This is a genomic window from Lysinibacillus sp. RS10, assembly GCF_041956855.1.
Lineage (GTDB): Bacteria > Bacillota > Bacilli > Bacillales_A > Planococcaceae > Lysinibacillus > Lysinibacillus xylanilyticus_A.
In genome coordinates, this window is sequence record NZ_CP167122.1 from 4,064,655 (window position 1) to 4,083,577 (window position 18,923).

15 protein-coding genes and 4 pseudogenes are annotated in these 18,923 nt (G+C 35.2%); 7 read left to right on the forward strand and 12 right to left on the reverse strand.

Features of this window, described 5'->3' with window-relative positions; genetic code table 11:
• Nucleotides 1-31 precede the first annotated feature (31 nt).
• Together ACB089_RS20575 and ACB089_RS20580 are read right to left on the reverse strand one after the other, a co-directional pair.
• Nucleotides 32-859, reverse strand: a complete 828-nt coding sequence (locus ACB089_RS20575; RefSeq protein ID WP_374963705.1) for a MerR family transcriptional regulator — start codon at nucleotides 857-859, stop codon at nucleotides 32-34.
• 324 nt (nucleotides 860-1,183) lie between these two features.
• Complete coding sequence (locus ACB089_RS20580) at nucleotides 1,184-2,338, reverse strand: PepSY-associated TM helix domain-containing protein (RefSeq protein ID WP_374967605.1); 1,155 nt, start codon at nucleotides 2,336-2,338, stop codon at nucleotides 1,184-1,186.
• Between the two features lie 268 nt (nucleotides 2,339-2,606).
• Here ACB089_RS20580 and ACB089_RS20585 point away from each other — a divergent pair.
• Nucleotides 2,607-2,756 (forward strand): annotated as a pseudogene (locus ACB089_RS20585) (phenolic acid decarboxylase); the annotation flags it as partial.
• Between the two features lie 312 nt (nucleotides 2,757-3,068).
• Nucleotides 3,069-3,629 (forward strand): amidohydrolase family protein, encoded by a 561-nt coding sequence (locus ACB089_RS20590; RefSeq protein WP_374963706.1) that lies wholly within the window; start codon nucleotides 3,069-3,071, stop codon nucleotides 3,627-3,629.
• Between the two features lie 533 nt (nucleotides 3,630-4,162).
• Here the strand turns inward: ACB089_RS20590 and ACB089_RS20595 are convergent.
• A pseudogene (locus ACB089_RS20595) lies at nucleotides 4,163-4,347 on the reverse strand (IS4 family transposase); the annotation flags it as partial.
• A gap of 301 nt (nucleotides 4,348-4,648) precedes the next feature.
• On the opposite strand from ACB089_RS20595, the gene ACB089_RS20600 reads away from it, so the two are divergent.
• On the forward strand, nucleotides 4,649-5,668 hold the full coding sequence (locus ACB089_RS20600) for an ETX/MTX2 family pore-forming toxin (protein ID WP_374963707.1): 1,020 nt from the start codon (nucleotides 4,649-4,651) through the stop codon (nucleotides 5,666-5,668).
• Between the two features lie 300 nt (nucleotides 5,669-5,968).
• Here the strand turns inward: ACB089_RS20600 and ACB089_RS20605 are convergent.
• The 5 genes and pseudogenes from ACB089_RS20605 to ACB089_RS20625 all read right to left on the reverse strand — a co-directional run.
• A pseudogene (locus ACB089_RS20605) lies at nucleotides 5,969-6,295 on the reverse strand (Tn3 family transposase); the annotation flags it as partial.
• 176 nt (nucleotides 6,296-6,471) lie between these two features.
• Nucleotides 6,472-6,735, reverse strand: a complete 264-nt coding sequence (locus ACB089_RS20610) for a hypothetical protein (protein WP_374963708.1) — start codon at nucleotides 6,733-6,735, stop codon at nucleotides 6,472-6,474.
• 225 nt (nucleotides 6,736-6,960) lie between these two features.
• The gene (locus tag ACB089_RS20615) at nucleotides 6,961-8,019 is read right to left on the reverse strand and encodes a sensor histidine kinase (protein WP_374963709.1); all 1,059 of its coding nucleotides are present in this window, start codon (nucleotides 8,017-8,019) and stop codon (nucleotides 6,961-6,963) included.
• A complete protein-coding gene (locus ACB089_RS20620; RefSeq protein WP_374963710.1) occupies nucleotides 8,016-8,729 on the reverse strand; it encodes a response regulator transcription factor in 714 nt (237 codons plus the stop codon). Before ACB089_RS20620 ends, ACB089_RS20615 begins: the two co-directional genes overlap by 4 nt.
• A 503-nt stretch (nucleotides 8,730-9,232) precedes the next feature.
• Complete coding sequence (locus tag ACB089_RS20625; RefSeq protein WP_374963711.1) at nucleotides 9,233-11,194, reverse strand: methyl-accepting chemotaxis protein; 1,962 nt, start codon at nucleotides 11,192-11,194, stop codon at nucleotides 9,233-9,235.
• Between the two features lie 347 nt (nucleotides 11,195-11,541).
• Between ACB089_RS20625 and ACB089_RS20630 the strand changes: the two are divergent.
• Nucleotides 11,542-11,849 (forward strand): annotated as a pseudogene (locus ACB089_RS20630) (transposase); the annotation flags it as partial.
• 298 nt (nucleotides 11,850-12,147) lie between these two features.
• On the opposite strand, the gene ACB089_RS20635 reads toward ACB089_RS20630, so the two are convergent.
• Nucleotides 12,148-12,327 (reverse strand): hypothetical protein, encoded by a 180-nt coding sequence (locus ACB089_RS20635; RefSeq protein WP_374963712.1) that lies wholly within the window; start codon nucleotides 12,325-12,327, stop codon nucleotides 12,148-12,150.
• Between the two features lie 60 nt (nucleotides 12,328-12,387).
• On the opposite strand from ACB089_RS20635, the gene ACB089_RS20640 reads away from it, so the two are divergent.
• Both ACB089_RS20640 and ACB089_RS20645 read left to right on the forward strand, forming a co-directional pair.
• Nucleotides 12,388-12,966, forward strand: coding sequence for a TetR/AcrR family transcriptional regulator (locus ACB089_RS20640; protein WP_374967606.1), 579 nt, complete (start codon nucleotides 12,388-12,390; stop codon nucleotides 12,964-12,966).
• Between the two features lie 115 nt (nucleotides 12,967-13,081).
• The gene (locus ACB089_RS20645) at nucleotides 13,082-14,449 is read left to right on the forward strand and encodes a DHA2 family efflux MFS transporter permease subunit (RefSeq protein WP_374967607.1); all 1,368 of its coding nucleotides are present in this window, start codon (nucleotides 13,082-13,084) and stop codon (nucleotides 14,447-14,449) included.
• Between the two features lie 2,182 nt (nucleotides 14,450-16,631).
• On the opposite strand, the gene ACB089_RS20650 is transcribed toward ACB089_RS20645, so the two are convergent.
• Both ACB089_RS20650 and ACB089_RS20655 read right to left on the reverse strand, forming a co-directional pair.
• Nucleotides 16,632-17,354 carry a hypothetical protein gene (locus ACB089_RS20650; protein ID WP_374963713.1) on the reverse strand — a complete coding sequence of 241 codons (723 nt, stop codon included), beginning with the start codon at nucleotides 17,352-17,354 and terminating at the stop codon, nucleotides 16,632-16,634.
• 257 nt (nucleotides 17,355-17,611) lie between these two features.
• Nucleotides 17,612-17,782, reverse strand: a complete 171-nt coding sequence (locus ACB089_RS20655) for a hypothetical protein (RefSeq protein ID WP_374963714.1) — start codon at nucleotides 17,780-17,782, stop codon at nucleotides 17,612-17,614.
• Between the two features lie 274 nt (nucleotides 17,783-18,056).
• Here ACB089_RS20655 and ACB089_RS20660 point away from each other — a divergent pair, with 274 nt between their 5' ends.
• Entirely contained in the window at nucleotides 18,057-18,200 is a 144-nt protein-coding gene (locus ACB089_RS20660; RefSeq protein WP_374967662.1) for a hypothetical protein, read from the forward strand.
• A 117-nt stretch (nucleotides 18,201-18,317) separates the two neighbouring features.
• Here the strand turns inward: ACB089_RS20660 and ACB089_RS20665 are convergent, their stop codons facing one another.
• On the reverse strand, nucleotides 18,318-18,902 hold the full coding sequence (locus tag ACB089_RS20665; RefSeq protein ID WP_036125929.1) for a hypothetical protein: 585 nt from the start codon (nucleotides 18,900-18,902) through the stop codon (nucleotides 18,318-18,320).
• Nucleotides 18,903-18,923: the final 21 nt, after the last annotated feature.

Below are 18,923 nucleotides of genomic sequence, written 5' to 3' on the forward strand. Positions count from 1 at the left end.
TAAGCTTTGACATAGTGTCAAAGTCAAGCAATTATTGCGTAGCTTTTTTGATGACAGGAAAACTAATTTGCGTCACATACTCCTCTACATGACAGTCACATTCTGAACCCTTCAAGTAGGTTTCATAAGGCGGGCCATCCAAGCAGTAGCCGTTGTTTTCTGTCCACTCTTCAAGGGCCATATGTGCGTATCCGATATAGTCATAACTTCCGATATGCAAGGTAGTAGCAACCATCTTTTGGGGGAGTTTTTTTATTTGCCATTCCTTCGATATTTTTTCGTTATTCCTATGAATAATCGGAATCATTATTTCAATATCGCAGTGATCAGGGGTAAACTCTTCATCAAAAAAAATGGCAGACGGAACACCCAGTAACTGAATATTACTTTCTTTCGCCTTATCGTAAAAGGAATCAATGTACGTATCCATGTCATCAATATTAATCTGTAATCTTTGACTTACGACACTGATCTCGTTTCGCATTCCAAGCCATATATCATAAGATCTTCTTTCTGCTTGTATTAAATCTACTTCATTTTCAATCAGTTCTTGCATTTCTTCAATGATCTGTCTATATCGACTCATCTCGTTTGATATTTCATTTATTTTGGCGTATATCATTTTGCTAAACAATGTACTGTCTGACGACTGAAGAATTGTTCTAATTTCAGGAAGGGAAAATCTATATTCTTTCAGTTTGTTGATTAGTAATGCCGTTTCTAATTGGCTCTTTTCATAATATCTGTACCCGTTTGTCGTATCTACATGTACTGGTTTCAAAAGTTCTTCCTTGTCATAGTGTCGTAACATGCGAGTACTCATTTTGCAAAGCTGTGAAAATCTGCTGATCGTGTACATATGTCTCCCTCACTTATTGTGATGATATTTTTTAGGCAAAATCGGTAGTAGATCTTTTTGAAACTTATGATAGCAATACCCTCTCGCAAAAAGCAATGTATGCTTCAGGTAGTTCGAATCCTTCTTGGATTAGTGTCCCCCATTACTTCAATAGGATTGTAATATTTATCATCGGAACTTTCTTCAAAGCTACAAAAAATAGGAAAAAGCCCTTTTTTCATTAAGGGCTTTTTCCTGTTTACAAACGTATCAACTATCAATATTTATTGAATAAACAACATCTTCGAAACTCTCCAAGTTAAGAGATTTCTCATCGCCGTGTGTTTATGCTACGACTTTCGAGTCGATTTTCTGTTTCCGTTTATTCTTGTTCTTTTTCTTATACCACCACATATAGACACCTGTGAACATCAATATAGATGGCGTAAGACCACCGATAGCATACAAAATTTTAGTAAATAAACCACCAAAACTACCTGTATGTAATGGAAGGTGCCATGTTTGATACACAAGTCCACTATCAACATGTGGATCTAGCTTGCCCACTACTTTTCCGCTATACTGATCTAACCAGACTTTTACATTTCCATTCCCTGGATCGAATGAATCGCTGAGACGAAATTCTACTGCGCCTTCTGGAGTTCCTTTTTCCGCCTCTCCGGGCATTCGAATTTGCATAACTGTTCCCTGAGGTACTTCTTTCTCAGCCATACTTATCAATTCGTCAAGTGGAAGCTTACCACTAGGAAGGGCTGTTGAGATAAGCTGCTCTTCTGGAGGCATCACCTTTGCTTTTGCACCAAACCAACCAAAAATCACTTCATCATATACAAAAAGTGCTCCTGTTAACGAAACAATCAATAAAAACGGTATGGAAACTCCACCAATGACTTTATGTAAATCATATTGTCGTATAAAAGGGTTGGCATTACGTCTTAAAGTAAACCCACGTGCCAATTTTTTTATCCCCGGCCACCATAAATATAATCCTGATAATGTAATGAAGAAGAAAATAAATCCAATCATACCGATGATTTGCTCACCATTGAAATCTTTTAATAGCAGCTTTTCGTGAAACTCCGCTATTAGACTAAATAATGCTTGATCCCCTAATGTTCCATTTATATTTCCTGTTCCTGGATCGACGAATATCTTTTTTTGTTCTTCGCCTTCTTTAAGACGGAATAGATAAACTCCTCTAGCTTTAGGTTCACTTGGCGTGTATACACGGTCAATTTGACCATTTGGATATGCTTCTGATACAACTTCCAAGGCTTGCTGGTATGTAACTTTTTCTCCTTCTGTTACTTTATACAAATTAGGATGCAGCAAATTGTTTAGTTCAGGTTCAAAGACTAGCAAACTTCCTGTTAAGCCAATCAGTACTATAAAAACTCCCGCTAACATACTAAGCCATAAATGAATTTTTGAGATGATTCTACGTGTTTTAATAAAAATTGCCTTCTTTCCAAAAATAATATGAAATTATAACGTAGTTTACTATAAAGAGAATGATTATCATTGTCAATATAAAAATACTAAAATCATGTTAATATATTTATCTTCATTCACATCAAATGATTACAAATACCTAAATAACCAATTATAAATCAGTAAAATAGGTTTATTCACCATTTCATAAGGTTGGATATGCTTTGTCATGAAAATCGTTTTCTAAACACATTTCTTTTCTTCAATTTATAGGTTATATAAATAGAGGGAGTTTGATCTTTTGTTAAGTGGTTATAAATATGAGACTTATCCTAAATATGTTGTCCCTGAGTTCGCTGATATCACTTTTTTCAAAAATGAAGGAATCAATAATGAAAAAGTTATATCTCAAGATCCTTATGAAGGTATGACTAATGATATCCGTTCAGGAAAATTAACTTTTTAATTTGATATGGTATTTTTGGAAGTCAATCAACTAAAAATTAACCAGAAGACGGTCCTTATAAGGATTGTCTCTAATGAATAGATTGATTATTTTAAAAATGCAAGAATATGAAGAAATACACTTAACTAACATATTTCGAAGTAAACTTACATCATTTGATTGCAGATTATGTAAATTATTAAATGTTAATTTATTGCCTGTTCAACTCAATCTTAATAAAAAGAGTACTTCAAGGCATTATTGATAATTTAAGTAGTTGTATATTGAGGTTTATAAAAATAATTAAATAACAAAGAATTGGGGGTTCATACATTGAGAAAGTTGATTGTTCTTTTAATTAGTCTGACTGTGGTTTGTATGCTAGCAGGATTTGTACCGTTAAATAAACAACAGGAACACATCAGAGAGATAGCTGACACCATTTTTATAAATGGGAAGGTCTATACGGTAGAAACAAACCAACCGTGGGCAGAAGTAGTTGCGATTGCGAAGGGGAAAATCATATATGTTTGTTTTGTTGATAGCCATCTTCACGCTTCGGAAACAGTTAATTCTCTTTATTCTGATAACTTAATAAGTGGTAGAAAAATTGAAGAATATATCCAAATGGTAGAAAAATATGCAAAAGAACATAGTGGCGTAAGCGTTATACATGGTGCTGGCTGGAGTAATACTCTTTTTCCAACAACAGGCCCAACAAAAGAATCTTTAGATGCTGTTGTAAAAGATACTCCTGTTGCTTTAATTTCAGAGGATTATCATTCGATTTGGGTAAACTCTAAAGCACTTGAAATAGCAGGGATTACAAAAGATACGCTAAACCCGGAGGGAGGAGTAATTGAACGTGATGAAAAGGGTGAACCGTATTTCTAGTGGAATTATATTTTATGCTGTTATTCCAAACAATTGATGGATAAATTCTTTCTGGTTTTAACAGACTGATCCTGTAAATCAATCTGTTCTTTTTTAATCATGTTATCCTCTTTTTCTGACGGTATATATACAGCCAAGATATTGAAATCATCACGAACCATGATTGGTTCGTCTATTTAATTTCGTAAATTGGCCCTGAAGCACTCTTACAATTCTCGTACCAAGTAATTTTAGAAAATCGTACGGGTCTAAGCCAGTTCAGTATTTTGTAATAGTCACCTAAAGTGCGGATTCTATGACCTTGCCCCTTTAAATATTTGTTTAATATTGTTTTAGGTAATATAAAGTCTTCCGGTATTTCTTCTAACTCAGAAAAATACACTTTATAGTCTCCGATGGGAATTTTACAGATTTCATTAAAATCAGACTCTAAGAGCTTTCCTTCTTTTATCGCCTCTCAATGAAAAATAACCCAAATCACGAATACATAAATCTCCTGGTCGTAAAGATCTAAGCACTCCATACCAAATGTTCAGGGGATCACTTGCCACCCGTTGACTCACCCAAATACAAATAGTAGCTAAGTCTGAGCCAGAAAACTTGCATTTTCGTTTTCCCCCCCTATTTCTCTTGCAAGTTCTTCTAAAAATACAGGTGTAACATATCGTTGTAATTCTTCCACAAATGGTTGTAGTTCATCTTGAATTGAGAGATTCATAAAAAACGTCATCCTTTCTAATCTAGCTAGTTTAGAAAGGATAACGTTTTTTTGTATTTAAGGGTATTAAAATTTCTTAAGTTGAAGGGCATGTATGGTGACCCCTCTAAGCTGGAGCAATGTGGCGGCACTCTTTTATTATATTTGTAAGACTTTTGTAATACTTATGAAAGGATTTCGAAAGATATATAAATTAATATGAACTTATCAACACCTTAAGTAGAATTCACTTTATTTAAAAGAATAATAGTAAATTCGATTGTTATACAAATTTTATAATCTCAAAAAAGGAGCTAGTAATATGCTAAAAAACAACAAGAAGACTAAACAAATTTTATCACTTGCTATGATTGGAGTTATTGGTACTTCATTTGCATTCGCATCCCCAAATTTAGCGAGTGCAGCAAGTACACCTCAAGTTAACCCTATCGCAGCAGGACAAGAAAACCCTTATATAGAAAATTGGGATGAGCCCTTCAAAAAGATGTTTAGCATGCTTCAAAATAATGTTGAACAGTATAAGAATTATAAAAATCCACAGTTTGTTCTTAATAAGGTAGTTAAAACGTCTGTAGAAGAAAATGGTTCTCCTATTACTAATGCAAAAACGTTATTCGTAGGGAAGACAGTTTTCAGGAATAGTACGGATCATGATCAAACTTTCACTACAAATGAATTCTCAAAGACAATTGAACATTCTGTTTCTAGTTCCACTACACATGGATTTAACTTAGGAGTAACTGCTAGTGCATCGTTTGGTATTCCTGTTATTGGAGAGACAAGTGTTGAAATATCTACTGAATATAATTTCTCAAATACAAATGAAACTACAAAGACTGAAAGTTATACTTATACCGCTAGCCCACAAAATATCATAGTTCCTGCACATTCAGCTGTAGAGGTTTCTGTAATTTTAAATACCGTTAAAATAGACGGAAATGTAGACCTTACCTCTACTATAACAGGTACAGTTAATTATGAAGATGGTTCTCGAAAGAGCAATAATAATCTTCAAAATTTATGGTATGACGCTTTTAGATATAGCAATACCAAGACTAGTGCTTTTAATGTAAAGCCTGTCTATGAATATTCAGATGGTTTGTATGATAAAGTTACTTTAAAAGGAAAAGGTAAATACTCAGCTGAATATGGAACACAGTTCTCTGTATCTGTAAAACCTATTGTAGAGCAACCTAGAGCACTTGCTGTTCAATCTGACGGTACGGTTGCTGAAAATGGCAAATCTACTGACGAAGATTACACTACTACTAACGAAGGTTACACTTATACAGTTGAACCAGAAGTTAAAAAAGGACAATAAAAATAGAAAAAAGCTCTCTCATAATAAAAAAGTGAAAGTTCCTTCGATTTTATCGAAGAAACTTTCACTTTTTATGTATAAGGGGTCACTATGATACCCCATAGCCGTCAAGCTAAAATTTTAAAGTATCCCCCTAAAAGGAAATTTTGTGCTAGCTTGTAACAAAAAGCTCATTTTTTTGGTTTGGGGTAATTCTGAATTCTTAAGTTGATAGGCATGGGGTCCTACCAGCAAAACGCGGAAAACATACGCTAAGCAAATTTCGACATGAAAAAAGCCGATATTTCCTACGCTAAGGAATCATCGGCTTGATATTATTGAACAAGAGGACGGAGTGAATCTAAGCTTGTTATTTTTTTTCATATCAAAGGTGTATTCACAGAAAACTGATCTGTTCCCATCCCAATGGCGAAATATGTTTTAGTAAATCTTCTCGCAAATTCCCTTTTTCCTTCAACAGTTTTGTTGCTTCGGTAAGATATACGGTATTTCATACATTAATGGCATTAATTATGATGTTTAAGGCGCTGGCACGTTGTAGTTGATCTTATAGTGCTCGTTCCATAATTCTCCTCGTTTTCCAAAGAATAAGGCTCTTGCCAATCCATTCATGGCTTCACCTTTACAAATAAGAGAATATTTGATACGCTCCTTTGAGATTGCTCCGGCTGCTCTCTCAAGTAAGACAAATATAAATAACCGGTTCCTTAACGTACTGGGAACCGGTTGGAATTTTTCTAAATATTCAAAGTTGAGTAATTCTTGGACTAATTTTTTAGTCAAATATAAAAATTGTACTCATTTTATTCCTCACAAATACGTTTACGAATCATGTCAGATAAAAGTGTTGCAACAACAACTAAACCAATCGTTACGAAAGATGTACGCTTAATTGCATCGAGCAATGCTTGTTTTTGCAATAGTGTTTGATTCATCGTACCTTTTAGCTCAGTTATTCGTGTTTTTTCATATGTTGTCCTCACTGTTACAAATACAGCTGTGCCTATCGCTCCTGCTACTTGTTGTACGGTGCTATTAATTGCAGTACCGGAAGGATTTAAACGCATTGGGTCCTTTTGCAGGTCACATAGGTAAAGTACCTTCTATACATCAAGAAATGTTTCAATCAAACTTTAACAAAAAGAGGCTGGGACAGAACTCGATTAGCGAAAACAGATAATAACTTTTTCGCTTCAATGAGTAGAGTGTTCCTTCCTAAATCAAAAAAATGTTATGCCAGAAATGCAATCGGTCTAACATTTTTCCTTTTTGTCCCAGACTCTTTTCTATATCTATTTCTTTTCTGATATGACGGGAAGAGTAAACCAAAATTCACATCCTTGTTTTCCATCTGGACGGTCCCGAACACCAATTTCTCCTTTATGCATTGCCACTAGTGATTTTGCAATAGCGAGTCCAAGTCCAGATCCTCCAGATTGTGAACTTCTTGATGGATCTGTTCTGAAAAAGCGTTCAAATATACGAAGTTGTTCATTGTAGGAAATCCCATTCCCCTCATCACGCAAAGTGAATATAATTTGCTGTTTCTGTTTATTTTCCTCTACAATTAACTCAATTGTGCCACATGTAGGAGAATGACGAATCGCATTATGTAACAAATTATTGATTACTCGGGCTATTTTACATGGCATAATCCAAAGTTTTGGTAATGTATCTGAAACACGTAATTGCAAATCAATCTCTTTGTCTTTCAATAGGATAGCATGTGAATCTATTACTTTTAATAGAATACTATCTATATGTATTAAACTTGGATTAAATGCTTCTTGTCCAAGTTCTAACTTAGACAGTTCAAATAAATCATTAATTAGTCCATTTAATCGTTGTATTTCGTTTAGAATTGTCGTTAGATACTGTTTTTTCATATCAGCATCTGCAATTAAGCCATCCTGTAACGCTTCTATCATCAATTGTATGCTAGCAAGAGGAGTTCGTAAATCATGTGAAATATTCGCAATCAGTTCAGTACGTTCTTTTTCTCCTTTTTCTAACTTAGTAAAGCTTTCTTCTAATTTTTTTGCCATTTCTTGAAAAGCTGTGGCTAATTCTTTAAACTCTTCCGGTTCTTTCCCTATAATGTACATCGTTTCAAAATGTCTATCACTAAATTGTTTGGTTAATGCAATTAAATTTTGGATCGATCTCATAATGGGACGTGTCATTAACCAGTAAATAATAGTTGAAATAATGAGTGCTACCACCACGATTCCTATAAATAACCGTGTCTGTTCTGGTCTAAGTAACATTTTTCTTTCGCTATACCAGATAGAGATTAACATAATACCCGTACTTAATAAATTCATCAACAACAATTGATAACGTAACTTCATATTTCTTTTCCTCCATCCGGCTCAAAGCGATAACCTATGCCCCAAACTGTATGAATCCAACGATTCTTTGTTGTATGTTTATCTAATTTCTCACGTAGGCGACTTACTAAAACTGTTACTGTATTTGTGCACCCTACATACTCAAAATTCCAAATTTGTTCAAGAAGTTGGGATCTTGAAAATACTTGTCTTGGATGTTTTGCCATTATAAGAAGTACCTCAAATTCTTTCACTGTTAACTCAATTTCATGCCCACAAACAAATACACGTCTTTTTGTTGGGTGAATCTCTAAATCTTGGAACCTTACTATTTCTGATACTGGTTCTTGCATTTGTATTGTTGCTTGATTGCCTCTTCGTAATACAATTTGTACCCTTAATACTAATTCACGAGGCGAAAATGGTTTTGTTACATAATCATCCGCGCCTATTGTTAACCCCAAAATTCGATCTCTTTCTTCTCCCCTCGCAGTCAAAATAATAATAGGAACATTAGAGTGTTGGCGAATTTCCTCACATAGTTCCCATCCATCTTTTTTCGGCATCATCAAATCTAAAACAATGAGATCAGGTTGATATTGCTGAAATAAATTCCAACCTTTTTCTCCGTTTTCAGCGGTGTATACTTCATATCCTTCTCTTTCTAAGTACCGTTTGCATATTTCACGGATATTATCTTCATCTTCTATAATTGCAATTCTTGTTGTCATACATAAAATCTCCTCTGTTCCTTTATCAAAAATAAAAGAAATCTTTTTTGATTTACTTATAATAGTGTAAATGTTTTTTGCTAATTGCTAGTATTTTTATTTTACGGCGAATTGTAAAATCAGATTAGACACTTTTTACCTTGATGTAGGGAATTTATCAAAAGCTGAGATTGCCCGTAGATTGGGTGTTCGTCGTGCTACTATATAGGTCCATATTAGTTCAATTTCTCTTTTTCTGGTTCATCACCAAAACGTGTGGTTGATTTCCGTTCCGACTGGGCGCTTTCCTGGGGGCGTCCGATGAGCCGCTTCACTCGCGTTGCTCGCTCCAGGGTCTCATCTGTGACGCTGATCCCCAAGGAGTCACCCAGCCTCCACTCCAATCAACTTATTTACATAGTATATGTTTTAACAAATGTCACCCACGACTTTTGGTGATGAGCCCTTTTTCTGTAATATCAGCCAGTTATGTCCAGCATCGTTTTTTCGTATGTCTTATTCTATTAATATTTAAATTGACTAATTAGCTGTTTTAGCTCATCCGCCATATGTGCTAGAGCTTGTGCTGAAGCATTAATTTCTTCCATCGATGCTAATTGTTCCTCTGTAGACGCCGCAACGTCCTCTGAAGCAGCTGCATTGCCTTTTGCTGAGAACGCTAAATCCTCTGTAATAGCTGCCACCTCTTGTACGTTCGCTGACATTTGCTCAGAGGCAGAAGACACCTCTTCCATTTTAGGAGTAATTTTATCCATACTTGCCTTAATTACTTTGAATTTCGTGATGGCTTCATTTGATACATGAAGACCGTTTTGAACATCCTCTGTTACTTTAGCCATGATGTTTACAGATTGTTCTGTTTCTAATTGAATGCCATGGATTAGTTCGAAAATTTGTTTGGCAGATTCCTGTGACTGCTCCGCCAGCTTTCTTACTTCATCTGCAACAACTGCAAAGCCTTTTCCATGCTCCCCTGCTCTTGCCGCCTCAATCGCTGCATTCAGAGCAAGTAAGTTTGTTTGATCTGCAATGCTTGTAATGACATCTAAAATGGACGTAATTTGCTGAGAGCGTTCATGTAATGTCTGAATTTTCGTGTTTGAATCTGTTACTGATGAATGAATCGATTGCATTTGATTCTTTGTCTCTTGTACTACCTGTCCACCTTCATTTGCTTGTAGCGTCGCGTGCTGTGAAAGATCCGTCACAGTAGAAGAGATGTCCGCGATATGCATAATTGCCTTTGAAAGTTCATGTAACGATTCTGCATTCTTATTGGCACTCGTCGTTTGCGTGTCTGCACTCATCGCAACATCTTGAATCGAAATCGCAACCTTCTCTGTGGCAATGCTCGTTTGATTGGCATTGGCTGTAAGCTCTTCTGCCGACGATGCTACCTCCTCAGCATTTTGTTCTATTTTTTGAATGAGCGTTCTTAAACTATCTTGCATATCGTTAAAGGCTTCGCCGAGCTGTCCAATCTCATCTTTAGAGGTAATTGTCACTTTCTCTGTTAAATCACCTTTACTAATGGTTACGGCACTATCCTTAAGCAATCTAATTGGTTTTATAATTCCCTTCATGACAAAATAAAACACAATCGTACTTATGACAATCGCAATAATTAGCACGATTAACGTGTGTTTTAAAATGGATGATGCTGATTTATCAATTTCCTTCGAAAAAATCGTTCCAGTAATTTTCCAATTCGTTAATTCATTTGTAGTAAAGAACATAATGCGGTCATTACCGTCAAAGACATATTCATACGTGCCAGATTTGCTTTCATACATCTTATCTGCGAAGCTCTCTGTTAATTCGCTACCTGCTTCTAAAGTAGGATGTGAGATAACCAGTTTATTTTCATCAAAAATAGAAGGATATCCATTTTTTCCGATTTTAATTGAGCTTGCGGTTTTTTGAAGCTCTCCTAATTTTAAATCAACTGCTACTACCCCAGATTTATCCTTTAGCTGACGAGCCACTGTTACAACCATCTCTCCAGTAAATGCATCAATATAAGGATTCGTAATTAAAGTTTCACCCTTTAAAGCAGTAGCCTTTTTATACCATTCCCTTTCTAAAACGTTGTAATCCTTAAGATCCATTTTTGGTTCTAGAAATAATGCTCCCTCATTTGTTCCAAGATAAATACTTAAAACATTTGGATTCATCTTCATATATTGTTGAAAATTCGTTAAAATTGCTGCGCCATTCTGTTTATACTTAGAAGACTCTATTTCCTCGCTAAAAACATTAATGTCGTTTATTTTTTCACTAATGGTTTTATCAATAGTTGAATTTAACATAGTTACACTTTCATTTGCACTAAATAATATTTCTTCTTTTATCGAATTTTTCGCCGAAAGATACGAAAAACTCCCAACACTAATCACTGGAACTAGCAAGATAAGAGCAAATAATGTATAAAGCTTGCCCTTAAAGCTTCCAAATAATTTCTTCATACAACAGTTCTCCTTTTGTCTCCATTAGTTCTTAAGATGTTTATTATTGAATAATTTCGTATTTTCTTTTAATGGCACTATAGTCAATGATCTAGATTCAAAAAGAATGCCGCTTCCCTCTACTGCTCACAACCTACCCTTCTTTTATCGATGAAATTTCACCCTAGGCTTTTATCGATGAAATTTCACCCTAGGCTTTTATCGGACGAAATACATAAATTCAAACTCCTTTTTTCATCTTTTGGATTTAACTAACATAAATACTTTCATTTAGCACTTTTTCATCATTCAACCAAACATAGAATCTCACTTTAGATATTTTTTGCTTTCGCACAGAAAACAATTGAGATGAATATTGTTTTACACGTACATTGAAAATCTATGTAAATGAAGATTGTACTGATTGTTTATTCCGTTCCTTCTGTACAAAAGCTAATGAAGAAAATAACAGGAAAGTTAATGATCAATGACAAATGGGAAGAACAAAAAGAATATAAGCTTTCAGAAAAAAAACAGGTGCCATCTATCGACAACGAGTAATCGATGTAGAACCAGTTTTTGGATTTTCGAAAGCTGATTTGCGTTTCACTCGATTTTCTGTCCTTGGAAAATCAAAAACGAAATGGGCTTTGCATTGATGGCAGTAAATATTTGAAAATACACTGCCGTTCTTAACAGAGAAATAAGGTAAAGAAAACAAAATGTCTTGGTCAAACAAGAAAAAAGAGAAATACCAATAAGTCTCTTTTAAAGTAAGCGTCAAATAGCGCCCACTAGTTACTCAGGGGGCGCTATTTGACGCTTACTTTTATTCGTACTTTTCATAATCACTTTGTTGCATCATTTTCTTACATTTACGCCTGAAACCAGATGTTGAATATCAGCAATAAACAAATATATTAACAAAAACTATATTTACAATAAATCGGAATAGGCTACACCGATACTTACTGTTATACCAATTGTCTCTTCAAAATTCCTTTTGAAACGCACAGCAAGCCCTCCATCGCACGATTAGTTGTGATAATACCTACAAGCTCGTCCAACATAAGTAATCGAAGTGCACCAACATTGCCAAGCCCCCCTGTAAATCGAAGTATATTTTTTGCACCTATGCTAAAAATGTTTGACATTGAGAAACCATTACATTAGCATATATGTAGACCGATCACTATAATTTGGAGGTGGATAGCATATCGAATAAAAACCAATCACGGGAAAAAATTTTAAAGGCAGCGACACGATTATTTCATTTAAAGGGCTACCATGCAACGGGATTAAATCAAATTTTACAAGAAAGTGGTGCCCCAAAAGGCTCTTTATATTATCATTTCCCTAATGGAAAGGAACAGTTAGCCGCTGAAGCCATCCAATTATCTGGACAAATAATTGCAGCCGATATCCAGACACGTTTTAACGCTTTTGATGATCCGGTTAAAGCATTTCAACATAAAATTCAATTGCTTGCTGAACAATTTAATCAGATCGAAAAGCTAGCCGAAATCCCTACTGTACCACTAGGCTTACTCGCAGCTGAAACAGCACTTGTAAATGAAAATTTACGTCAAATTTGCGAAGAAACCTTTGAAATGTGGGGAAAACTATACATTGAAAAATTAATGGCTAGTGGCTATTCAGAAGAACGAGCACGTTTAATTAGTACTTCAATGAACGCACTCATTGAAGGTGGCGTGACACTTTGTTTAACGAGAAAATCTAGCGAGCCCTTACTACAGATACAAAAGATGATTCCTTTATTGCTTGCTAAGTAAATAAAGGAAGTTCTTTTAATTTTAAATTATATAGACCGGTCTATAATTCAGATTTACAGGAAGGAAGTTAATTTTGACATCTTCACAAATTGTACAAGTCCGTAATCCGAAAGCTATGGCTTTTGCACTCATGTTTGGGGCTTTTATTGGGTTGTTTAGTGAAACAGCTTTAAATATGGCATTAACAAATATTATGACCGACTTCTCTATCTTGGCACCCACAGCACAGTGGCTAACTACGGGATATTTATTAACATTAGGCATTCTTGTGCCTGTTTCATCTCTTTTAATTCAATGGTTTACAACGAAACAATTAGTCGTTACCTCGTTGAGCTTTTCAATTTTAGGAACGATTTTAGCAGCTTTAGCGCCTAACTTTTTTGTCTTATTTATAAGTCGTATCATTCAAGCAGTTGGGACAGGGATTTTATTACCTTTAATGATGAATGTTATATTGCTCATTTTCCCCATCCATAAACGCGGGACCGTCATGGGGTTAATGGGGCTTGTGATTACAACAGCTCCTGCAGTTGGACCTGTTCTATCCGGTTTAATTGTCGATACATTGGGTTGGTCGTTTATCTTCTGGATTAGCCTTGTGTTTTATGTAGGATTAATCGTATTTGGGCTTAAACAAATTGATAATGTATCACAAATTACGAAACCAGCCATTGATATCGTATCGATTATTTTTTCTACACTTGGTTTTGGTGGGTTAATTTATAGTTTAAGTACTGTTGCAGAAAAATCATTAACTTCTGCACAAGTATATATTCCATTTATTATAGGATTCATTTCTATTGTTTTATTTATCATCCGTCAATTTAAGATGAAACAACCAATGATTAATTTACGTGTGTTTAAATATCCAATGTTTACATTAGGAACGCTGTTATTATTTATTGGAATGCTACTTATTTTATCAACGGCTATTCTAATGCCGCTGTATTTGAAAGGTTCTTTACTGGTTAGTGCAGCAATAGCAGGACTTATTCTTTTACCAGGAAGTGCTATGAATGCAATGATGTCACCAGTGATAGGCAAATTATTTGATCAATTTGGCGCGAAGACATTTTTACCACTGGGTTTTTTCCTAACAGTAATCTCAAGTGTTCTTTTTGTCCTGACGATTTCTACTGAAACACCAGTTTGGCAAATAGTCGTGTCATTCACGATTTTATTTACTGGAATTTCGATGATTATTATGCCCGCGCAAACAAATGGTTTAAATCAATTACCTCGTGAATTATACGCAGATGGTGCAGCTGTCATGAATACCTTACAACAAATTGCAGGTGCAACAGGAACAGCATTTGCGATTACATTAATGGTTAATGGGCAAGATAGATTTCGGGAAAGTTTCCCAGGATCTACAACAGCTGAATTATTGGCTGCTGGTACAAAGCACGCTTTCTTTTTCATAACATCATTCGCTGTGATAGGTTTTATCGCATCACTATTTATAAAACGCGTTCGCGTATAACAGACAGGAAGGGGCATGTAGTATGCTCCTTCCTGTCTTGCGGATTTTATCAAGAGGAAAGTGAGGAAAACATTATGAAATTCGTCTCTTTACTTTAACTACAGGTCTTCAATATGTCTTGATTTAATAATAAAAATACATAATGTTTTCTAGAGTTCCCGAACAAGTTGTTGGGTTGGATCAAAAGAAAACTCTCAGCTATGCTGTGACACCGATTGTTAATTTTATCCCTACATTCCTAATAAGTGATTATATTACTATTATTCATACAGATAGGTAAGCCTTTGAAATTATCGCCAGCTTTTCCCCCTGTTCACACCGTACGTGCGACTTTCACCGCATACAGCGTTCCAACTAATCCAATTCAATTAATCATCAACACTTCTGATATCAAAATACCTTCTATGTCTCAATTCTTCCGTTTCAATAAGTCGGTGCCTCCCTTGGAAGGTGAACCTCTTTTAGTCTCACGAGAACCTTATTAACCGATAAAGATTTGCCAAGCATGATTAAATAATTCTTCATTAGTCTAGTGGCTATCCCTCCACGTTCATTACACGCTTCAACGGTACTGTGCCACCACTTTCACTGATATAAAGTAAAGTTATATAACCGCTAATCTTACGATTATTTTCCTTCGCAACGCTTCAAAGAGAGTAAGCCCTCCACGTTATCAGCTTACAATGTTGAATTATATCTATTATAGAATGAAATTAGGTGCTTCCTGTAAGCCTGTTAGCATTCATACGCCTGTAACGTATCATGGATTTTCATATTAGCTAGTCTTACTCACCCACATCTAACCTCACAATTTGGTGACATACACATTTCTATGTATCGCAGTTATAGGCCCGTACATTCAGAAGTTTGTCAGCTTAACCTTTTCTTTTAGGTTCATTCGCATTCTCACCATATTCATTCAACTCAAGCACCATGATTTACACCACCCCCGCGGGTAGGCTTTCGTCAGCCGAACTGTTACGGTAAATTCTCACGCCTTTTCGCCGAGCTTATAACACTTTCATTCTTACTAAATCAAGTGCTATTCGACTAAGAGAGAACCCTTCCGAGCGTTACCTCTTCATTTGATTCTTCGATATAACCCTTCAATTCCGAAAGGAACTGCCTAGCTTTACCAGAGTAATGTGACCATTCTCCATTTGAGCTAGGAACATTTCGCACAACTAACCTGCCTCGTTAGTTGAATAGCATCATACAATTCCATACAAAACGAGTTGACATTGCCTTTTCGGTTGAATCGCGAGTTATTGTATATACAGTATTTTATACATCATTGATTTAACCGTGTTTTTCGACTGGATCACCAATCGCAGTATATATAAAATTTTGCATACTCTCTCCTTAGTGATATCTTTATTTTCTACGATAGATCGCAGCATTATCGCTATCTTATAGCTGGTTCTTTAGCTTCTATGCTCTTTAGTTGCTTATTGTCACACGGTGATAATCCTTGGTAAAAAGATAATAGAAATCCGAATTCCTTTAAGAATTCGAATTTCTATTTTTTGTTGTACTATCAAATAGCGATCTTGCAATAAAGAAAACTATTATAAAAGCCAACGATTGTATAATATTCTCCCCCCATAAGAGAGTACCTGTCCTACGATAATCCCAAAAAATGAAATTAATAAGTAAGACAATAAACATAAGAATTGAAATTAAAACTTTCCTCATTTAATGTCACCTCCCACATTTATATAATTTGATATTATAGCGTTATAAAATTTTTTCTTTATATTTCCTTTATTAAAATACAATTATAACGTATTTTACATTTATTTTATTTATTTAACAGTAATTGAGAATAAAAAATCTCCCATAATAATTGGTGTCAAAAGGGGCAAATAAGTCATTTAAACTTTGGAAACTAGAAGCCTGTGATATAAGGGGTAGCACCAGGAAAATGCGGATTTACAACGTTAAGGAATATACACGATTTTATGCACACTAAACGGTAAGCCATAAACGTGGAAATATTGATGTATCAAGTGTTTGCGCTTCCTGCATAAAAAGCTGTATAAATAATGTTCATAAGAAAAGCCACGAAACGTTGATGTAACAACATTTGTGGCTTTTAGGTGTGTTTCCAAACTTTCATTGGGGAACGTTTATTAGGTTTATTTTGTATGCTTTATAAATCCTTGTTGCACTAAAGTACCCGTTAGCGGAACATTACCTCTGAAGAAATCTTTTCATCGTTGGTAAAGAAATCCACAATAGGGATTTGGATAGGTGTTCTATATGAACGCAAATGCACTTCTGCTGTTGATGATATTCTTGGTTTTAATGTTACAACGTCCTTTGTAACACTTATTGATGAAACCAAAAAGTAAATATCTCTATACTTTTTAAGTTTAGTAAGTACTTTCTTCATACTAACACCTGTAATTTTATCAGTATATTCAACAAATGAAATAGAAGCCTTGTTCAATGGTCTTATCTGATGGCTAATAACGACTTTATATTTTGCCGTTTCCTTTTCCTTATGAACAATTTCCAATTCGGTTTTATATTTTAGCATCATTTTCTTGACCTTTTTTACTATTTCAAAGTCAAGCCCGTCTCTTTCACAAAGGGCACGTAGGACTTCCGTAGTCAATTCAATTTTAAAAATGAATTTTTCATCTGGGTTTAACCTATTGAATTTATTAACGGAAACACCGATGTTAACGTAAATAAACCAATCTTCATTGAGATTTGGTGTAATCTCTACATGACCTTCTTGTAATGAATCAACAAAATTGATGTAAATATGGTCATAATCTCCTGTTTTAAAATCGAATTCACGCAGTTTTCTTGCATATCTGTCTCCAATGTAAGGAATATCAAAGTGATAATCTTCTACTCCATAATACCTTATATCAATTATTGTTTTGTTTTTCATAAGAACTCCTAATAAAATTTTTGCCCTGCTTCAATGCTTCCGTTTCAACTATTCTGCCAGTTAGCTCAACGAGGCACCGATCCCTATCCCTATATCGGAGCAGTATCGAGCTATCGTTCTCCGTTAGCGTAACGTGTTTTTTATCTCACTAAGTTCCTTTAACAGATAGTTGGATAATTGTTTATTTTGGGGATCGTCTCTATCCTTGAAATTAGCACCTCCAAAAAAATCATAGTGAATATTCATAATCCACTTTTTTACTTCTTCTTCCTTTTGAGTGATTTTATCTCATAAAAATCATTTAATCGTTGCAGCTCTGACTGAGGGAAACCAATGAACTCAATACCTACTTCAAAAAGAAAAATGATTTCTAAGGCATTTTCCTTGAACTCATCGTTGTAAGTTGACTCATCATGCGATCTCATCATACACCCCACTTCAACTATCGTGCCTCGTTCGTATTATAAGGTCAGCCAGATATTTCTGGTTGACAATTTTTTATATAGTTTTATTATAGCAGTAGCCAGGGTAGAACGTATCTGCTCGTGGGGCATGATCCCGTCAACTAAACCGTTCGCCCCCTACTTGCAGAAACATGATTGAGGCTGGTTGGGACTTAGATCTCGTATAACAAGCGAAGCTAAGACACTGCATGGAGGATTAGGGGTAACTGGCAAATATGATTCTAGGAGGAGATTAAGAATGAATCCAGTCGTTGGTCTGGATATTTCAAAAGGAGAAAGCCAGGTTCAGGCATTCTTAGATAAAGGCAAACCGTATCGTAAAAGTTTTAAGGTAACGGGTGGGGATTTCTATCACCCACGACTGGGTGGCTTCGCCACTTAGCCTTGCAGGGTTGTCTGCCTGATTCCACTTCTTCGAAATGCCTTGGGCAGACCAAGGAGCGTAGCGACGCGGTGTAGATATGATGTTAGGCGATGCTCTCGTCCGTTTCAATTACTCCTACATTGAATCTATCCACATTACAAATTCCCTTATACAGTCTTCTGGATTGATATCCTGGTTAATTTCTATAAACCTTTCATAATACTCTAGTTCATGAATAATTAATGGTAAGGCTTTATTGAATTTTCCAATAATCACACCTTCATTGTGTAATCGTTTAACAACATTTTTAATTATTTCATAGAAATCTTCTACTATTCTTTCTCCTAATTCTAAAGTTCGATCAAAATCCTCTTCCTCATCTGTATCCGTATAAAACCATTGTGATTCTCCGACCCATTGATCCCTTAATTGTAGTTCTTCTTTGTTAGTACCCTCGTTGTTCTCTCCAATCACGATTTCTTCGTTTTGTAGCCAAAAAGCATAATTCCACTTCGCTTCACATTCATCAGTGGCTTGTGAAATATTAAACGTCAAATTAGAGTTTGTATTGTACCCCAAAGTAAGCCTAGGCTTTCTCATATCGTCTAATTCACAATCAATATAAAACGACAATACATAAATATCTTTGATAATATCATCACACCAACCATCAATCCGTTTCTTAACTTTGTCATAAATTATTTGTTCTAAATTATTCATTTCTGTCCCTCCATAATATTT

What these genes read in the sequence shown, in the direction of transcription:
- ACB089_RS20575 (WP_374963705.1), bottom strand. Translation starts at nt 859, where the DNA reads ATGTACACGATCAGCAGATTTTCACAGCTTTGCAAAATGAGTACTCGC.
- ACB089_RS20600 (WP_374963707.1), top strand. Translation starts at nt 4,649, where the DNA reads ATGCTAAAAAACAACAAGAAGACTAAACAAATTTTATCACTTGCTATG.
- ACB089_RS20610 (WP_374963708.1), bottom strand. Translation starts at nt 6,735, where the DNA reads ATGCGTTTAAATCCTTCCGGTACTGCAATTAATAGCACCGTACAACAA.
- ACB089_RS20615 (WP_374963709.1), bottom strand. Translation starts at nt 8,019, where the DNA reads ATGAAGTTACGTTATCAATTGTTGTTGATGAATTTATTAAGTACGGGT.
- ACB089_RS20620 (WP_374963710.1), bottom strand. Translation starts at nt 8,729, where the DNA reads ATGACAACAAGAATTGCAATTATAGAAGATGAAGATAATATCCGTGAA.
- ACB089_RS20625 (WP_374963711.1), bottom strand. Translation starts at nt 11,194, where the DNA reads ATGAAGAAATTATTTGGAAGCTTTAAGGGCAAGCTTTATACATTATTT.
- ACB089_RS20635 (WP_374963712.1), bottom strand. Translation starts at nt 12,327, where the DNA reads ATGTCAAACATTTTTAGCATAGGTGCAAAAAATATACTTCGATTTACA.
- ACB089_RS20645 (WP_374967607.1), top strand. Translation starts at nt 13,082, where the DNA reads ATGGCTTTTGCACTCATGTTTGGGGCTTTTATTGGGTTGTTTAGTGAA.
- ACB089_RS20650 (WP_374963713.1), bottom strand. Translation starts at nt 17,354, where the DNA reads ATGAAAAACAAAACAATAATTGATATAAGGTATTATGGAGTAGAAGAT.
- ACB089_RS20655 (WP_374963714.1), bottom strand. Translation starts at nt 17,782, where the DNA reads ATGATGAGATCGCATGATGAGTCAACTTACAACGATGAGTTCAAGGAA.
- ACB089_RS20660 (WP_374967662.1), top strand. Translation starts at nt 18,057, where the DNA reads ATGAATCCAGTCGTTGGTCTGGATATTTCAAAAGGAGAAAGCCAGGTT.
- ACB089_RS20665 (WP_036125929.1), bottom strand. Translation starts at nt 18,902, where the DNA reads ATGAATAATTTAGAACAAATAATTTATGACAAAGTTAAGAAACGGATT.